Genomic DNA, 16,159 nt, shown 5'->3' on the forward strand with positions numbered 1-16,159 from the left:
AACCGCTTCTTTCGGCTGGCCAGTGTATGCAGACCGGTGGAGGGGTCCTCCGGTCAGCAGCCCGCAGCAGGTCTCCGGCGCGTCCGGCGCCGGTTCACGGCTCCTTGCGCGTCAGCGGCCCTGCAGTTTGGCCGAACTGGTCCGGGCCGTGCCGAGCTTCTTGTAGAGACGCGCTCCGGGGCATTCGGTTGCGAATCCGTCCCGGTGGCCGGAGATGACGTTGAGTTTGACCTTCTTGCCCTTCTTGTACTTGTTGCTGCCGCCCGAGGTCAGGGTGACCTTGCCCTTCGGGTTGGCGCCGAACAGGCCGAGCTTCCAGGCGGTGAGCTTGGAGACGGCGTTGACGGCGGCGGCCGGCGGGTTCGACTTGGTGAAGGTCCCCAGCACGGCGATGCCCATGGTGTTGGTGTTGAAGCCGAGGGTGTGCGCGCCCATGACGGCCTTCGTCACGCCGCCGGCGCGGCCCTCGTAGATGTTTCCGCACTTGTCGACGGCGAAGTTGTAGCCGATGTCGCGCCAGCCGCTGCTCTTGACGTGGTAGCGGTAGATGCCGCGCAGGACCGAGGGCGCCTGGGAGCACTTGTAGTTGTTGCCGGTGGCGCTGTGGTGGATGAAGGCGGCCTTGACGCTCTTCGTGTACGCGAAGCCGCTCTCGCGGAGCTTCTCGTCGGCGCCCCAGCCCTTGCGGGTGACGATGCGCGGCCGGGGGCCGATGTACGGCTTGGCGGCGGGCGCGAGGCCGGCGGCCTCCTCGGTCTCGGCCCGGCTCAGGGCGGGGAGCACGGTGGCTCCGAGCGAGCCGGCGCGGTCGGCGCCCGCCGCGCCGGTGGCGGGGAGTTCCTGCGGGTCCTTGCCGGGGTCGACGAGTTCCAGGTGCAGGCCGGCGGGCAGCGGCACGGGGGCCTCTGCGCTGTCGCCGGGGCCGGGGGTCTCGGGGCGTACCCGGACCTCGACGCCGTCGGAGTCGCCGACCCAGAGCGGGGCGGTGGAGCCGCGGGCGGCGCCCGAGTCGCGCTCGGCGGTCCCGGCGTCGGCGGAGTGCTCGGCGTTGTGCGTCTCCAGGTCCTGCCAGTCGGACCAGCGGTCGGTGCCGGTGGCCCGGGTGCGGACCTGGGCGGTGCCGTGGAGTTCGGTGTCCACGTCGTCCCAGACGACGCCGACCAGGGAGAACGGCTGGACGTCACGCTCGGGCAGTCCTTGTTCGGCTGCCGCGGCGGCGGGTGTGCCGGTGGCCCGTACGGAGGGTGAGGCCAGCGGGTTCAGGGCCAGGGACTGCGTCGAACCGGGCACTTCGGCCGGTCCGGACGCCTCGGCGGGAACGGATCCCGCGGTGACCGGGTGGGCGGGGGTGTCGGGGGCGGCGCCCGCGGGCGCGGCGAGCGGCAGTACGAGAGCTGCCGCGCAGGTGACACCAATGGAGGATGCAATGAAGGCACGCATACAGATGATCCTGGGCACAAGCGCACCACTCCGGCGACCCGGACTTTTCCGTCCAATTGACGGCTCGTCTGCCGAACCGGTGTACGCGGCTCCCGCCGCACCCGGCCCACCCCGGCACCGCCGCGTAACCTTCTGCGAATGAACGCCAGCGACCGCACCCCTGCCGACCTGCTGCGTTCCGCGCTTGCCGCGGACCCGGCCCGCCCCATGGTCACTTTCTACGACGACGCCACCGGAGAGCGCGTCGAACTGTCGGTGGCCACCTTCGCCAATTGGGTGGCCAAGACGGCGAACCTGTTGCAGGGCGACCTCGCCGCCGAGCCCGGCGACCGGCTCGCGCTGCTGCTGCCCGCGCACTGGCAGTCCGCGGTCTGGCTGCTGGCCTGTGCCTCGGTCGGCGTGGTCGCCGATGTCCAGGGAGATCCCGCCGCCGCCGATCTCGTCGTCTCCGGGCCGGACAGCCTGGACGCCGCGCGGGCCTGCCGCGGCGAGCGGATCGCGCTGGCACTGCGCCCGCTGGGCGGGAGGTTCCCACAGGCTCCCGAGGGCTTCGCGGACTACGCCGTCGAGGTGCCGGGCCAGGGCGACCGGTTCGCCCCGTTCGCGCCCGTCGACCCGGACGGACCGGCGCTGACCGTGGGCGGCGTGGGGTTCACCGGGGCGGAGCTGGTCGCGCGGGCTCGCGAGGACGGTGCGGCGCTGGGCCTGGGCGCCGGATCGCGGCTGCTGTCGGGGCGTACGTACGACACCTGGGACGGTCTCAGCGCGGGGCTCTTCGCACCGCTCGCCACCGGGGGTTCCGTGGTCCTGTGCCGGCACCTCGGGCAACTGGGCGAGGACGGGCTGGCGCAGCGCGTCGAGAGCGAGCGGGTCACGCTGAGCGTGTGACGGCCGACGGCCGGGTGGCTTCGGCCAACACCGCGGTATGACAAGCGGCCCGAGGACCACCCGTCCGGCCCAGCGTGGGCCGAGCCCTCCCGTCGATGCGTCAACTCCGGTACATGATCTGCGGTACAGACCACTCGAGGCACAACCAAGCGTGAGGTTCAGCCGTCTACTTCTGCGACCGGCGGCCTTTCGCGCTGCCGCATGTGAAGGATGGACGCAGACGTGACCGAAAGCGCCGGCACGCCGGCCGACCCGGACGACTCGGCCGCGGGCGGGGACCGGACACCCGACAACCCGGCCGCGGGCGGGGATCGGGCGCCGGACGGGTCGCCCGGTGCGGTGCCCGGCCACGACGACGCCCCGGGCACCGGCCCGAAGGACGGCCCGGGCGGCGAGACGCGCAGCGGATCCGGCAGCGGGCCTTCGCACGGAGCGCCGTCGGAGGGCTCCGGCGGACCGGGGCCGACCGTCGACATCGTCGTCAAGCGCAAGCGTCACTGGGTGCGTTGGACCGCGCTGGGCGCCTCGTTCGTGGTGCTCGTCGCCGCGGGCGCCGGCTGGTGGCTGTACAAGAAGCTGGACGGCAACATCCGGACGGACACCTCCGCGGCCGCCGAACTCAGGGCGTACGAGAAGGAGCGCCCCTCCTCCGTCGTCCACAACGCGCAGAACATCCTGCTCATCGGCTCGGACAGCCGCGCCGGGGACAACCGCAAGTACGGACGCGACGACGGCGGCAGCCAGCGTTCGGACACCACGATCCTGTTGCACCTGGCCGCGAACCGGAAGAGCGCCACGGCCATGTCCATCCCGCGCGACCTGATGGTGAACATCCCGGAGTGCCACAAGTCGGACAAAACTGTCAACAAGCCGCAGTTCGCACAGTTCAACTGGGCCTTCGAGTCCGGCGGAACCGCCTGCACCATCCGCACGGTCGAGAAGATGACCGGCATCCGCATCGACCATCACATGGTCGTGGACTTCAGCGGCTTCAAGAACATGGTCGACGCGGTGGACGGGGTCGAGATCTGCCTCAAGGAGCCGATCGACGACAGCGCCGCCCACCTCAAGCTCGCGGCGGGCCGCCAGAAGCTCAACGGCGAGCAGGCACTGGGGTACGTACGGGCCCGCAAGTCCATCGGCAACGGCAGCGACACCGAACGGATGGACCGCCAGCAGCAGTTCCTGGGCGCCCTGGTGAACAAGGTGCAGAGCAACGGGGTCCTGCTCAACCCCACCCGGCTCTACCCGGTGCTGGACGCGGCCACCAAGGCGCTGACCACCGACCCGGGCCTGGACAGCCTCAAGGACCTCTACGACCTGGTACGCGGCATGCGCAACGTACCGACGGACAAGGTGCAGTTCCTGACCGTCCCCCGGCAGCCGTACTCCGCCAACGCAAACCGGGACGAACTGGTGCAGCCCGATGCGGACAAGCTCTTCAAGCAACTGCGCGACGACAAGCCCGTCGCCGTCGTGCCCGCAGATCAGCTGAAGGATGACGACGGAAAAAATGATGACGCCACCGACGCCTCCGGACCGACCCCCACACCCACCTACTCGGGAAACAATGCGGCAACGGACCTGTGCAAGCAGTAAAGCAATGACCAAGCGGACAACAACGTTCGGCGTGCAATGGGAAGAATGCCCGATTGTAAGGGCCGTGGAATATGTCACGCCCGTCGCTCGGCAGCGAACGGGACGGATAGTGTGACGCGATCCGGTGCTTCCGGCCACCCGGCCGCGCACTTCCGGAGCGAAAGACTGAGCGCCTTATCGGGGGAGGCGCCTCGCGTGGCACCGACGGAGGACTCAGGCGACCGTGGATGCACAAGGCCGTGGGCGGGCGGAAGAAATCGATCCCGCAGACCAATGGGTTCTCAACCCGGACACCGGCGACTACGAACTGCGACTGAACAATTCCGGAGGGGATTCAGCCAGGGCGTCAGGAGTTTCGGCTCCGCGGAGTTCCGGGCGCAGAGGTGCTCCCCGTGAAGGCGGCGGCGAGGGTTCGCGCCGCGGCCCCGAGGTGCCCCGGCAGGGTGGCCGACGTTCGTCCTCCGGCCCTCGTGGCCAGGAGGCCGCCGCTTCCGCCGAGAAGAACGCGGGCCGGCGCAAGCGCAAGGCCCCCAAGGCCCGCCGCAAGAAGGCGCTGCTCTGGACGGGCGGCGTGATGGCCTTCCTGCTCGTCGCGGTCTCGGCCGGCGGGTACTGGCTGTACCAGCACTTCAACGGCAACCTGAGCTCCGTGGACATCGGTGACCGCGGCAACAAGGACGTCGTGACCGCCAACGCACCCCTCAACATATTGGTCATCGGTACCGACAAACGGACCGGCGAGGGCAACGAGGGTTACGGCGACAAGGGCAGTGCCGGGCACGCGGACACGAACATCCTGTTCCACGTCTCCAAGGACCGCACCAACGCCACCGCGGTGAGCATCCCCCGCGACCTCATGACCGACATTCCGGACTGCAAGACCAAGCAGGCGGACGGTTCCGAGAAGACCATCCCGGGCACCCAGAACGTACGGTTCAACACCAGCCTCGGCCAGGACGGCCGGGACCCGGGCTGCACGATGGACACCGTCAAGCAGCTCACCGGCCTGTCGGTCGACCACTTCATGATGGTCGACTTCAACGCGGTCAAGACCCTCTCCACCGCGGTCGGCGGCGTCGACATCTGCCTGGCCCACGCGGTCAAGGACGACAAGTCGCACCTCGACCTGCCGGCAGGCCCGAACACCGTGCAGGGCGAGGACGCTCTGGCGTTCGTACGGACCCGGCACGCGTACACCAACGGGAGCGACCTCGACCGGATCAAGGGCCAGCAGCAGTTCATCGGCTCGATGATCAAGGAGATGAAGTCGAACGACACGCTGACGAGCCCGAAGAAGCTGTTCAAGCTGGCGGACGCGGCGACCAAGGCGCTGACGGTCGACTCCGCCATCGACTCGGTTCCGAAGCTGACCACGCTCGCCAAGGAACTCACCAAGATCGACACGAAGAACATCACGTTCGTCACGCTGCCGGTGATCGACAACCCGGCGGAGCCCACCCCGATCACGGTGGTCGTGGACCCGGTGAAGGCGCCCCAGCTGCTGTCGATGATGCAGGAGGACACCTCGCTGACCGAGGTGGCCGCGCAGAAGAAGGCCGCCAAGAGCAAGCAGGACGCGCTGCTCAAGGGGACGAAGGCGGCAGCGGCCGATGTGCGTGTCGACGTCTACAACGGCGGTGAGATCGCCGGCGCCGCCCAGCAGACCGTGACCTGGCTCCAGAACGACAAGGGCGTCCTGAAGTCCACGAACAAGGCCAACGCCCCGGCGAAGGCCGCCAAGACGACGCTCGAGTACGCGCCGAACCAGGCTGACCAGGCCCGGGCGCTCGCCGAGATGATGGGGCTTCCCGCGACGGCGATGAAGCCGGGCACCAAGGACGCCGTCGGACTGCAGGCGATGGTGCTGACGCTGGGGGCGGACTTCAAGGGCGCGGGCACCCCCATCACCGGGCCGACGAAGATCGACATTCCGAAGTCCAGCGCCGACAAGCAAGTGTGCGCCAAGTGACGCCAGGTCACTGCGCGATACCGCGAGTCTGAACAGCAGGGGGGTCCTGGTGGGACGGAGCAGCATGCCTGGGGAGGGGACGCGACCACGCGCTCCGCGCGCCCGTGAACTGGGGTGGGACGACGACCTCCACGAAGGAGGCGGCCAGGAACCGCGCGCAGCCGACAGCGCCGCGGGCAGCGGGGGCCGTGCGAGCCACCGGCGCGGCAAGTCACCCAAGCGGGGGGCCAAGAAGTCCCGCAAGCGCCGGGTGTTCCGCTGGATAGCGATCACGCTGGCCGTGCTGATACTCGGGACGGCCACCGCCGGATACCTCTACTACCAGCACCTCAACAGCAACATCCGCAGCAGCAGCCGCAGTGGCGGCGAGAGCGGCGTGAAGCAGGCCGCTCCCAACGCGATGGGGCAGACCCCGCTCAACATCCTTCTGATCGGTTCCGACAGCCGCGACTCCGCGGAGAACGTCAAGCTCGGCGGCAGTCGCGACACCGCCGGTGACAAGCCGCGTGGCGATGTCCAGATGCTGCTGCACATCTCGGCGGACCGGAAGAATTCCTCGCTGGTCAGCATCCCGCGCGACACGATCGTCGAGATCCCCGAGTGCAAGGACTCCGAGACGGGCCAGGAGTACACCGCGACGGACGACAAACCCATCAACGAGTCGCTTCAGCGGGGTGGTCCGGGCTGCACGCTGACCACCTGGGAGAAGCTCACCGGCGTCTATATCGACCACTGGGTGATGCTCGACTTCGCCGGCGTGGTGGCGATGGCGGACGTGATCGGCGGCGTCGAGGTCTGTGTGAATACCGGTGTGTGGGACAGGCCGACCCGGATGGTCAAGGGTGGCTCGGGCCTCAAGCTGCCGGCCGGGAAGAACACGGTGAAGGGCGAGCAGGCGCTGCAGTGGCTGCGCACCCGGCACGCGTTCGGCAACGACCAGAACCGGGCCCGGGCCCAGCACATGTACATGAACTCGATGCTGCGCACGCTCAAGAAGCAGAACGCGTGGTCGAACCCGGGCCGGCTCATGGACCTTGCGGAGACGGCCACCAAGGCCCTCCAGGTCTCGGACGAGATCAAGACGGTCAAGAAGCTCTACGACTTGGCGATGCAGCTCAAGAGCGTGCCGATCAACCGCATCACCATGACGACGATCCCGACGGCCGAATGGTCCCAGGACAAGAACCGACTCGTCCCCGTCGAGAAGTCCGCCGACAGGATGTGGCAGATGCTCCGCGAAGACGTCGCCTTCGACAAGAACGGCAAGCCGAAGGCCAAGGCCTCGGCATCCGCGACACCTGCCGGGCCGCCCGCGGCGGAGCCGGGCACGCTCGGCCTCACCGTGGTCAACGGCACGGGTGGTTCGGACCAGGCCCCCAAGGACGGCCGGGCCACCGAGGTGGCCCAGATCCTGAACGGCAAGGGTTTCGCGCTGGCCGAGGCCTCACGGACCGCGGACCCGTCGAAGGAGACGGCCGTGCGGTACGCGAAGGAGGACGGCGATCAGGGCAGGTCCGACGCGGCGTCCGTGGCCAAGGCACTGGGGCTGCCGACGACGGCCGTCATGGCCGACACCGAGGTCGGCGGGCTGACCCTCGTGGTCGGGGCGGACTGGCGCGACGGGACCGTGTACAAAGCTCCGAAGGCGACGGAGGCGGGTGACCTCCCGGACGGCGCCGATGATCTGAACGCCGCCGACGAGGGCAAGTGCATGGACGTCTACTCCGTCTACAGGTGGGACGGCGACAAGAGCTGACGCGCCAGGGTGTTCCGGCGCGGCGGACCGGCCGGGCCGGAACACCCGTGCCGCAGCCGTCCAGCGGGCTCACTGCCACGCCCGGCAGGGGCGTTCGTCCAGCGGAACGGCCGGCCCTGGCTGACGGCTCGTCCTGCCGTCCGACGCCTTCTGGCGAGTGCTCGAGGAACGGTGAGCCGAAGGTGAGGACCTCACCTTCCGGAGCGGACACTCCTCCCTCACCGTTCGCAGACATGTGACCGACCGTCTACCCGGCCGGAGGCGGGAAGGAGTACTTCCAGCACCGCGCCCCGTACGACGGCTATTTCCACTGCGGCTGACCACACACCACGTGTGGGCCTGTCCGGCGCACTTCGCCGGACAGGCCCACACGCTTCTCCGCAGCAGTGATCAGACGTGCTGAGATCCGGTCTGCACCGCCGGCCGCCGGCTGGCGATGACGCGCTTCGCCAGTGAGCGCGGGCTGGTCAGGAAGCCGTAGCCCCACGACATGTGCATGGTCGCCAGCGCCACCGGGATCTGCGCCCGTGCCTTCAGTGACAGGCCCTTGCCCGCCGGGAGCGAGCCCGCGACGATCGCCGCGGCGTACCCGGCCGGCACGACCAGCGCCCACGGGGTCACCGCCGCGCCCACCACGAGGCCCGCCGCGATCGCGACGACGGCGGTCGGCGGGGCGAGGTAGCGCAGGTTGATCGAGCCGGGGTGGTAGCGGGCGACGACGTGGCGCCAGCGGCCGTAGTTCTTGTACTGCTTGGCGAGTTCGCGGACGGAGGGGCGCGGGCGGTACTGCACCCGCAGCTCGGGGGAGAACCAGATCAGGCCGCCGGCCTCGCGGATACGGAAGTTCAGCTCCCAGTCCTGGGCGCGGATGAACTCGATGTTGTAACCGTCCGCCCGCTCCAGGGCCTCCCGGCGGAAAACGCCGAGATAGACGGTCTCGGCCGGTCCGGCCTGGCCGCCCGTGTGGAAGGCCGCGTTGCCGACACCGATCTTCGACGTCATGGCCGCGGCGACGGCGTCCTCCCAGGCGTTCTCGCCCTCGGCGTGCATGATGCCGCCGACGTTCTGCGCGCCCGTCTCCTCCAGGAGCCGTACGGCCGTCGCGATGTAGTTGGGCGACAGCATCCCGTGGCCGTCGACCCGCACGACCACCGGGTGGCGGGAGGCCTTGATCGCGGCGTTGAGCGCGGCGGGGGTGCGGCCGGTGGGGTTCGGCACGGTCTGGACCCGGGCGTCCTCCGCGACCAGCTCGGCGGCGATCTCGTCCGTACGGTCCGTGGACGGGCCGAGCGCGATCACCACTTCCATCTCACCGGCGTACTCCTGCTCCAGGATGTGCCGGACGGAGTTCCGGAGATGCCGCTCCTCGTTGAGTACCGGCATGATCACGGAGACGGCGGGGTGCTGCGCGGCAGACATGTGGTCCTCGGGTGGTCCTCGGGGGCGCCGGGGGTCTCGCACCCCACCAGGCGGGCGTATTCGGCCGCCACGTTACCGCGAATGGGGGACAGCGGCGCGCGCCGCCGGCCTGCTGCCCGGGATGGAGATCGTATGGGCCTACCGTGCGAACGGTCCCCCTTGCACCGCGGAGGTGTCCTCCCGTGTCCACGCCGCACCGCTCCCCCCGTCCGCCGAGGCCCCGTACCGCTCCCCCGCAGCCCAGACGGGCCAGGAGGAAGCAGGACGAGCGGCCACGCTGGGGCATGCGGGTGGCGACCACGCTCTCCGTCCTCGTCCTCGGCGCGGGCGGCATCGGCCACGCCGTGGTGACCGGTCTGGAGTCCGGGATCGACCGGATCGACCCGTTCAAGGACATGAAGAACCGGCCCGCGGGCGGCAACGGCATGAATCTGCTGCTGGTCGGCACCGACGGCCGCGACAAGATCACCGCGGCGGAGAAGAAGAAGTACCGGCTGGGCGGTGCGCCCTGCCACTGCACCGACACGATCATGCTGGTGCACCTGTCCGCGGACAAGGAGCGCGCCAGCGTCGTCAGCCTGCCGCGCGACAGTTACGCCGAGATCCCCGAGCACCGGGACGCGACGACGGGCAAGGAGCACGCGGCCCACCCGGTGAAGCTGAACGCCGCGTACGCCGAGGGCGGGCCGAATCTGACCGTGCGGACGGTCGAGCACATGACGGGCGTCAAGATCGACCACTATCTGGAGGTCGACTTCACCAGCTTCATGACGACGGTCGACACCCTCGGCGGCGTGAAGATCTGCACCGCCCGGCCGATGAAGGACTCCTACACCGGTCTCGATCTCGCGGCCGGCACCCATGAGCTGGACGGCGGCCAGGCGCTCCAGTACGTACGCTCCCGGCACATCGACGGCGCCGCCGACCTGGGCCGGATGCAGCGCCAGCAGAAGTTCATGGCCTCGCTGATCAAGCAGGCGACGAGCAGCGGGGTGCTGCTGAACCCGGTGAGGTTCCGTGAGGTCGCCTCGACGATGCTGAAGTCGGTCCGGGCCGACAAGGGCTTCGGTACGGAGCAGATGCTGGAGCTCGGCCAGGCGATGCGGGGCTTCTCCGCCGCCTCCTCCGAATTCACCTCGGTGCCCATGGGGAACGTCGCGTACCAGGTCAAGGGCATCGGCTCGACGGTCAAGTGGGACGAGAAGAAGTCGAAGGCGCTGTTCCAGGCGCTGCGGGACGACAAGCCGCTGACCGTCGCGCGGCCCAAGCAGGCTCCGGCGAAGAAGGTCGACGTCCCGCCGAAGCAGATCCGGGTCCAGGTCTACAACGGGACCCCGAAGGACGGCCTCGGCTCGACGGTCGACGCCGCTCTGCACGCCACGGGCTTCGACACCACCCGCGCCCCGCTCACCGCACCGCAGCGCGACCTGAAACACACCCTGGTCACGTACGACCCGCGCTGGGACCGGTCCGCGAAGTCCCTGGCGGCGGCGCTGCCGGGGGCCGAGCTGAAGGCCGTGAAGGGCCAGGGCGGCACGATGAAGGTGACGGCGGGCGCGGACTACCGGAAGGTCGAGCGGGTGCGGGCCGAGGAGCCCGCTCCGGGCAGGTTCGGCGCGGTGAAGGGCGACGAGGTGGTCTGCCCGTAGGGGGCTGGACTCCGAGGACAGGCTCCCGGACCGGTTCCGTTCAGTCCTCGATGCCGTCGGCCGCGCGCTTCTCGCGCAGTTCCTTGATCGCGCGGCGCCGGGCGAGGCGGTGGGTGCGGCGGATCTGCGCCTCCTGGTAGCGCCGGTTGTCGCGCTCCGTCTCCGGGATCACGGGCGGCACCCGGCGGGGCCTGCCGTCCGCGTCGACCGCGGCGAACACCAGGTACGCGCTGCCGACCTGCGAGGCCGGGGTCGACTCGTTCCACCGTTCGGCCATGACGCGGACGCCGACCTCCATGGAGGAGCGGCCGGTCCAGTTCACCTGGGCGCGGACGTGAACGAGGTCACCGACCCGGACCGGCTCCAGGAAGACCATCTCGTCCATCGAGGCGGTCACCGCGGGCCCGCCGGAGTGCCGGCCGGCCACCGCGCCCGCCGCGTCGTCGACCAGTTTCATGATCACGCCGCCGTGCACCGTACCCAGCAGGTTCGTGTCGCTGCCGGTCATGATGTGGCTGAGGGTGGTCCGGGAGGCCGCGGTGGGCTTGCCCGGAATGTCGCCCTCCGGGCGCGGGGCCTGATCTGTCATGCCCTCCACCTTATGCGGGCGCCATGAGGTCATATGCGGGGGCCGCGAGCGCGTCGCTTTGCATCAGCTTCGCAACAGCCCTGGTCCGATTTCCCTCACACCCTGTAATAGCAGCGGCCCCGACCTGCACACTGGATCGCATGAACGATTGGCCCGAGGGTTGGACCGACGACGACCGCAGCGGAAACCGCTACGGGCAGGGAAGCGCGAGCAACCGGCCCGAGAGCGCCCGCTCGATGCCGCACGTCCAGCGCCGCCCCGCCCCGCCCCGGCAGCGCCCGGCGCCGCCGAGGCAGCCACAGGTGCCGCAGCAGCAGCCCGGCGGCTACGGCGACGCCCCCGAGTACGACAGCGGCTACAACACGGGACACGTCTACGGCGGCGGCCAGGGCGGCCGCGGCGGTGGCGGTCACGGCGGCGGCCCCGGTGACGGCGGATACGTCCAGGGCCGCCCGGGGGCGGCGCCCGACTGGCGCCGCCGGATCAAGATCGGCTCACTGGTCCTGGTGGTCGTGATCCTCGCCGTCTCCCTCGGCACGTACTTCTGGGCCGACTCCAAGCTGAAGCGGGAGGTCGACCTCTCCAAGGTCATCGAGCGGCCGGAGGCGGGCGACGGCACGAACTACCTGATCGTCGGGTCGGACAGCCGCGAGGGCATGACGTCCGAGGACAAGAAGAGGCTCCACACCGGTTCCGCCGAGGGCAAGCGGACCGACTCGATGATGATCCTGCACGACGGCTCCAACGGCCCGACGCTGGTCTCGCTGCCCCGTGACTCGAACGTCGAGATCCCTTCGTTCGTCGGCTCCGAGTCCGGCAAGAAGTTCGCGGGCACGGGCCGCACGACGAAGCTGAACGCCGCGTACGCCGAGGACGGCCCCGAGCTCCTCGTCCGTACCGTCGAGTTCAACACCGGGCTGCACATCGACCACTACGTCGAGATCGGCTTCGGCGGCTTCGCCAAGATCGTGGACGCGATCGGCGGCGTGGAGCTGGACATCCCGAAGGCGTTCAAGGACAAGTACTCCGGCGCCGACTTCGCGGCCGGCAAGCAGACGCTCGACGGCCAGCAGGCCCTCGCCTTCGTCCGGACCCGGCACGCCTTCACCTCGGACCTGGACCGTACGAAGAACCAGCAGAAGTTCCTCGCGGCGCTGGCGAGCCAGACGGCGACGCCGTCGACGGTCCTCAACCCGTTCAAGCTGTACCCGACGATGGGTGCCGGTCTCGACACCCTCATCGTGGACAAGGACATGTCGCTGTGGTCCCTGAGCCAGATGTTCTTCGCCATGAAGGGCGTCACGGGCGGCGACGGAGCGTCGCTGAACATCCCGATCTCCGGTTCCTCGGGCGGCAACCTGCTCTGGGACAAGGCCAAGGTCAAGCAGCTGGTCGAGCAGCTCAACAACGACGAGAAGGTCACGGTCACCGGTAGCTGACCGCGTGCACCGGACAGCCGAGGGCCCGGACGGTTGAACCGTCCGGGCCCTCGGGCGTCTACACCTTCCCGTGCGCCAGCACCGCCACGTGCGGTAGCGCCAGCAGCCCGTCCTCACCCTCGAATTCCCTGCACATCACGTCGTACTCCCTCTTCGCCGCGGCCACGCCCTCCGGCCCACGGCTGTTGACCAGCTGCCCGATCCCGGCGACCCCGGAGGCAGGTCCGGCCCACCAGTCCTCGGCGTCGGCCCGGTGGTCCCAGGACAGCGATGCGCCGCGTACGTCCCCGAGTCCGGCCGCCGTCACCAGATCGCTCAGCCCCTCCGGTGTGCGCGGGAAGTCGTGCTCCTCGTCAACGGTGGCCAGCCAGGCGGGCCGGGTCAGACCGGCAGCCTCGGCCGCGCGCCCGATCAGCGCCTGGCCGGGGGCGCCCGGCACCTGCCAGATGGTCACGGCGACCCTGCCACCGGGGCGGGTGATCCGGCGCAGCTCGACGAGCGCGTCCAGCGGCCGTCCGACGTGGTTGAGCACGAAGTTCGCCACGACGGCGTCGAACTCACCGTCCGGGTACGGAAGCTGGGGCAGGCAGCCGGTACGTACCTCGACTCCGGGCGCCGCGCGCCGGGTGGCCGCGACCATGCCGGGTTCGGCGTCCACGGCTCGTACGACCGCTCCGCGCCCGACGGCGGCCACCGTCACGCTGCCGCTGCCGCACCCGACGTCGAGCAGGCGGGTTCCGGCAGCGGTGGACGCCGCGTCCAGCAGGGCGGGCACCGTACGGGCGCAGAGGCGTGCGAAGGTCCGGGCGTAGCTCTCGGCGCGCCCGTCCCAGATGCGTCGCTCACTCACGTCGAACGCGGTCATGCGACACCTCCGGCCGGGCCCTGCGGCTCGACTTCGTCCAGGTCCTCGTGGAGCGCGCCCAGGATCCGTCCCGTCGGCTTTCCCTCCGGTGACAGTTCGGCCAGACACCAGCCGGGCAACCGCGCCTCGGCCTCGGGCGGAAGATCGCCGTCCGCCGGGTCCGCCAGCCCGTGGAGGAGACCGAACGCGGTCTCCTTCGCCACCTCCCGGGCTATCTCCCCCAGTTCACCGGGTGTCAGCCCGAGTTGGACCGCCCGCTCGACGGCCCCGCTCGCCAGGCCTTCCTTGCGGTAGGCCGCGATCCAGTCGGGGGCCGCCGAGCTCCATACGTCGATGTCCTGCCAGACCATCCGCAGGAAGCGGTACCGGGCCAGCTGAGGGATGTTCTCCTCGGCCTCCGACTCGGCCCAGCCCGAGGCGTCGTCGGCGCCCAGTGCCTCGAACAGGCCGGTGAGCTTGTCGATGTCCGTCATGGAGAGGGAAGGTACGCCACGGGGCCGGGAAGCCCTCGCCCGGATCGGGTGGTCGTCCGCGCCGCCCGTAGCCCCCCGTCGCCCGCCTCAGCCGAACACGGAGGCGGCGATCAGCCCCGCGACGACGGCAGCGGCACACATCAGGACGGCCGTCCTCCGCCCGCGCCCGGCCTTCCGGGAACTCCGCTCCGGCCGGACGGCCCGTGCCGGCGGGGGCGCCGGCGCCTGTGCCGCCCTCGCGCCGGCCGTCTCGGCCAGCAGGCCGCGGCAGCAGGCCGCGAGACGGGCGATGTCCCCGTCCAGCGGGACCGTGGTCTCGGCGCGCGCCGGGGCGGTCGTGCCGCCGTCCAGGATGCGTCCGGCCCGGACCCTTACCCGGCCGCGCCCGTGGGACGCGAGGCTGATCCAACGGCCGGCGTCCTCGCCCCGGATCACCACGGTGCCGTCGCGTTCGCGGTAGACGGTGTGCTGTCGCCAGAGCAGCTTCGCCAGCGGTACGGGGAGATCGGCCACCGTCGCGACCTGTCGTCTGTCGTCGCTCAACGGCATGGGGCCGCCCGACGGTTGTACCGCTTGGGCCGTCTTCGGGCCGCTGCGGGCACGTGAGCGTGTCGGTGATCAGGCCGGGGTCTGTGTCCCGGTATGTACGTGGTCAACTCGCCGGTCCCTTCGGGTCACGCCGGTCGGCGTGATCACCGCAGGATTGTAGGGGCGCGGCAACCATGCCCGCACAGCAGGGAACTGACTGACCGTGAGTTCTCGCCGCCGGCGGCTCAGCCCAGCGGGTCGGTGGTGTCGCGCAGGGCGGCCAGGGCCGGGGCGTACATCCGGGCCTTGATCGTCCCGACGGTGTCACCGGCCTTGGCCACCTGCGCCTGCGCGATCTCGATCGCGGTGGAGCGCACGGCGTCCTCGCTGACCGCCCGGTCGACGATGCCGGCCGCCGCGGCCTCGGACCCGCCGTAGCGGTGGGCGGTGAGCATGGCCTTGTGCGCGGTCTGCGGGGCCAGCCGGGCCTGGATGAGGGCGGCCATGCCGGGGGTGAAGGGGATGTTGATGTCCGCTTCGGGCAGGCACCAGTAGCCGCGGTCGGCACGCATGACGCGGAAGTCGTGGGCGAGGGAGAACATCGCACCGGCGGCGAAGGTGTGCCCCTGCAGTGCGGCCACCGTGATGACCGGCAGCGACAGCATCCGGGCGAGGAGCTCGTGCACCGAGACGACGTAGTCCCGGTGCTGGTCGGCGTGGGCGAACAGCCAGTCCAGGTCGAGCCCGTTGGAGTAGAACTTGCCGGTCGCGGCGGTGACCAGGGCCCGGGGGCCCTCCGCCTTCTCCACCTCGTCGAGCGCGGCACCGACGGCGGCGAGCCAGTCCGGGTGGAAGCGGTTCTCCCCGTCCCCGAGGTCGAGAACGAAAACGTTGTCGTGGCGGTCGAGCGAGGGCATGGGAACTCCTTCGAGCCGGACTGACGGGTGACGTGACTGCGGACTGCGACCAGGGCGAGGAGTCGACCCACCCCCAGCGGACTACCTGTCGGTAACTTATGGGCTGGAGCATGGCCCGGCAAGGGGGACAGCCGTGATCGTTCACCCGCCGACACCCTCGGGGCGCCGGGCTCAGCTGCGGAAGTTGCGGGCCAGCCAGGGGCTGAGCATCGTGCGCGGGACGAGCTCCTTGTACGTCTCGTCACCGGGCAGCGGGACGACGAGCCACTGGCCCGGCGGGAAGAACCTCCCCTTCACGTACGCGATGCCGCCGTACACGGAGCGGAGGAACGCGGGCACGGAGTCACGGGGGACGTCCTCGAACTCCACCCCGTCGACGGTGATCTTCGCGTCGTCCTCGGGAAACACCTGAACGGTGACGGCGGGCGCCCCGCCCAGCTCGATGAACGCCTCGTGCGGAAGCGAGCCGTCCGCGTCGAGCACGGCGAACGCCCCGGCGGAGGTGCGGCGCGAGGTCCGGTCGGCACCGATGTCGTCGGTGACGGTCATCTCCAGGCCGTACGCGCGCGCGACCTCACGGACTGCGGCGACGGCGGTCTCGGTGCTGGGCAGATGAGGATGGCCCATG

14 protein-coding genes are annotated in these 16,159 nt (G+C 70.3%); 6 read left to right on the top strand and 8 right to left on the bottom strand.

The window, feature by feature from the left end; translation table 11 throughout:
- Window positions 1-111: 111 nt before the first annotated feature.
- On the bottom strand, window positions 112-1,440 hold the full coding sequence (locus OG446_RS13900; protein WP_328894331.1) for an N-acetylmuramoyl-L-alanine amidase: 1,329 nt from the start codon (window positions 1,438-1,440) through the stop codon (window positions 112-114).
- Window positions 1,441-1,578: 138 nt separating this feature from the next.
- Here OG446_RS13900 and OG446_RS13905 point away from each other — a divergent pair, with 138 nt between their 5' ends.
- The 4 genes from OG446_RS13905 (at window position 1,579) to OG446_RS13920 (ending at window position 7,652) form a co-directional block, all read left to right on the top strand.
- Window positions 1,579-2,328, top strand: coding sequence for a TIGR03089 family protein (locus tag OG446_RS13905; protein WP_326736531.1), 750 nt, complete (start codon window positions 1,579-1,581; stop codon window positions 2,326-2,328).
- 210 nt (window positions 2,329-2,538) lie between these two features.
- Window positions 2,539-3,927 (top strand): LCP family glycopolymer transferase, encoded by a 1,389-nt coding sequence (locus OG446_RS13910; protein WP_443050114.1) that lies wholly within the window; start codon window positions 2,539-2,541, stop codon window positions 3,925-3,927.
- Window positions 3,928-4,150: 223 nt separating this feature from the next.
- Complete coding sequence (locus tag OG446_RS13915; protein ID WP_328894333.1) at window positions 4,151-5,896, top strand: LCP family protein; 1,746 nt, start codon at window positions 4,151-4,153, stop codon at window positions 5,894-5,896.
- A gap of 64 nt (window positions 5,897-5,960) precedes the next feature.
- Complete coding sequence (locus OG446_RS13920; protein ID WP_328894334.1) at window positions 5,961-7,652, top strand: LCP family protein; 1,692 nt, start codon at window positions 5,961-5,963, stop codon at window positions 7,650-7,652.
- Window positions 7,653-8,042: 390 nt separating this feature from the next.
- Here the strand turns inward: OG446_RS13920 and OG446_RS13925 are convergent, their stop codons facing one another.
- Entirely contained in the window at window positions 8,043-9,071 is a 1,029-nt protein-coding gene (locus tag OG446_RS13925; protein ID WP_328894335.1) for a glycosyltransferase family 2 protein, read from the bottom strand.
- 182 nt (window positions 9,072-9,253) lie between these two features.
- Between OG446_RS13925 and OG446_RS13930 the strand changes: the two genes are divergently transcribed.
- Window positions 9,254-10,720 (top strand): LCP family protein, encoded by a 1,467-nt coding sequence (locus tag OG446_RS13930; protein WP_443050116.1) that lies wholly within the window; start codon window positions 9,254-9,256, stop codon window positions 10,718-10,720.
- A 40-nt stretch (window positions 10,721-10,760) separates the two neighbouring features.
- On the opposite strand, the gene OG446_RS13935 is transcribed toward OG446_RS13930, so the two are convergent.
- Entirely contained in the window at window positions 10,761-11,309 is a 549-nt protein-coding gene (locus OG446_RS13935) for an acyl-CoA thioesterase (RefSeq protein WP_148018987.1), read from the bottom strand.
- A gap of 140 nt (window positions 11,310-11,449) precedes the next feature.
- Between OG446_RS13935 and OG446_RS13940 the strand changes: the two genes are divergently transcribed.
- On the top strand, window positions 11,450-12,748 hold the full coding sequence (locus tag OG446_RS13940; protein WP_328894337.1) for an LCP family protein: 1,299 nt from the start codon (window positions 11,450-11,452) through the stop codon (window positions 12,746-12,748).
- 58 nt (window positions 12,749-12,806) lie between these two features.
- On the opposite strand, the gene OG446_RS13945 is transcribed toward OG446_RS13940, so the two are convergent.
- The 5 genes from OG446_RS13945 to OG446_RS13965 form a co-directional block, all read right to left on the bottom strand.
- Entirely contained in the window at window positions 12,807-13,613 is an 807-nt protein-coding gene (locus OG446_RS13945; protein ID WP_328894338.1) for a class I SAM-dependent methyltransferase, read from the bottom strand.
- Window positions 13,610-14,086 (bottom strand): hypothetical protein, encoded by a 477-nt coding sequence (locus tag OG446_RS13950; protein WP_328894339.1) that lies wholly within the window; start codon window positions 14,084-14,086, stop codon window positions 13,610-13,612. The genes OG446_RS13945 and OG446_RS13950 overlap by 4 nt, the downstream gene beginning before the upstream one ends.
- Before the next feature lie 87 nt (window positions 14,087-14,173).
- Entirely contained in the window at window positions 14,174-14,635 is a 462-nt protein-coding gene (locus tag OG446_RS13955) for a hypothetical protein (protein WP_328894340.1), read from the bottom strand.
- 224 nt (window positions 14,636-14,859) lie between these two features.
- Window positions 14,860-15,531 (bottom strand): enoyl-CoA hydratase-related protein, encoded by a 672-nt coding sequence (locus OG446_RS13960; protein WP_328894341.1) that lies wholly within the window; start codon window positions 15,529-15,531, stop codon window positions 14,860-14,862.
- 171 nt (window positions 15,532-15,702) lie between these two features.
- The gene (locus OG446_RS13965; RefSeq protein ID WP_328894342.1) at window positions 15,703-16,158 is read right to left on the bottom strand and encodes a hypothetical protein; all 456 of its coding nucleotides are present in this window, start codon (window positions 16,156-16,158) and stop codon (window positions 15,703-15,705) included.
- Between the last annotated feature and the right edge of the window lies 1 nt (window position 16,159).

It is taken from the genome of Streptomyces sp. NBC_00236, from assembly GCF_036195045.1.
Classification (GTDB): Bacteria; Actinomycetota; Actinomycetes; order Streptomycetales; family Streptomycetaceae; genus Streptomyces.

What these genes read in the sequence shown, in the direction of transcription:
- OG446_RS13900 (WP_328894331.1), bottom strand. Translation starts at nt 1,440, where the DNA reads ATGCGTGCCTTCATTGCATCCTCCATTGGTGTCACCTGCGCGGCAGCT.
- OG446_RS13905 (WP_326736531.1), top strand. Translation starts at nt 1,579, where the DNA reads ATGAACGCCAGCGACCGCACCCCTGCCGACCTGCTGCGTTCCGCGCTT.
- OG446_RS13910 (WP_443050114.1), top strand. Translation starts at nt 2,539, where the DNA reads ATGGACGCAGACGTGACCGAAAGCGCCGGCACGCCGGCCGACCCGGAC.
- OG446_RS13920 (WP_328894334.1), top strand. Translation starts at nt 5,961, where the DNA reads ATGCCTGGGGAGGGGACGCGACCACGCGCTCCGCGCGCCCGTGAACTG.
- OG446_RS13925 (WP_328894335.1), bottom strand. Translation starts at nt 9,071, where the DNA reads ATGTCTGCCGCGCAGCACCCCGCCGTCTCCGTGATCATGCCGGTACTC.
- OG446_RS13935 (WP_148018987.1), bottom strand. Translation starts at nt 11,309, where the DNA reads ATGACAGATCAGGCCCCGCGCCCGGAGGGCGACATTCCGGGCAAGCCC.
- OG446_RS13940 (WP_328894337.1), top strand. Translation starts at nt 11,450, where the DNA reads ATGAACGATTGGCCCGAGGGTTGGACCGACGACGACCGCAGCGGAAAC.
- OG446_RS13945 (WP_328894338.1), bottom strand. Translation starts at nt 13,613, where the DNA reads ATGACCGCGTTCGACGTGAGTGAGCGACGCATCTGGGACGGGCGCGCC.
- OG446_RS13950 (WP_328894339.1), bottom strand. Translation starts at nt 14,086, where the DNA reads ATGACGGACATCGACAAGCTCACCGGCCTGTTCGAGGCACTGGGCGCC.
- OG446_RS13955 (WP_328894340.1), bottom strand. Translation starts at nt 14,635, where the DNA reads ATGCCGTTGAGCGACGACAGACGACAGGTCGCGACGGTGGCCGATCTC.
- OG446_RS13960 (WP_328894341.1), bottom strand. Translation starts at nt 15,531, where the DNA reads ATGCCCTCGCTCGACCGCCACGACAACGTTTTCGTTCTCGACCTCGGG.
- OG446_RS13965 (WP_328894342.1), bottom strand. Translation starts at nt 16,158, where the DNA reads ATGGGCCATCCTCATCTGCCCAGCACCGAGACCGCCGTCGCCGCAGTC.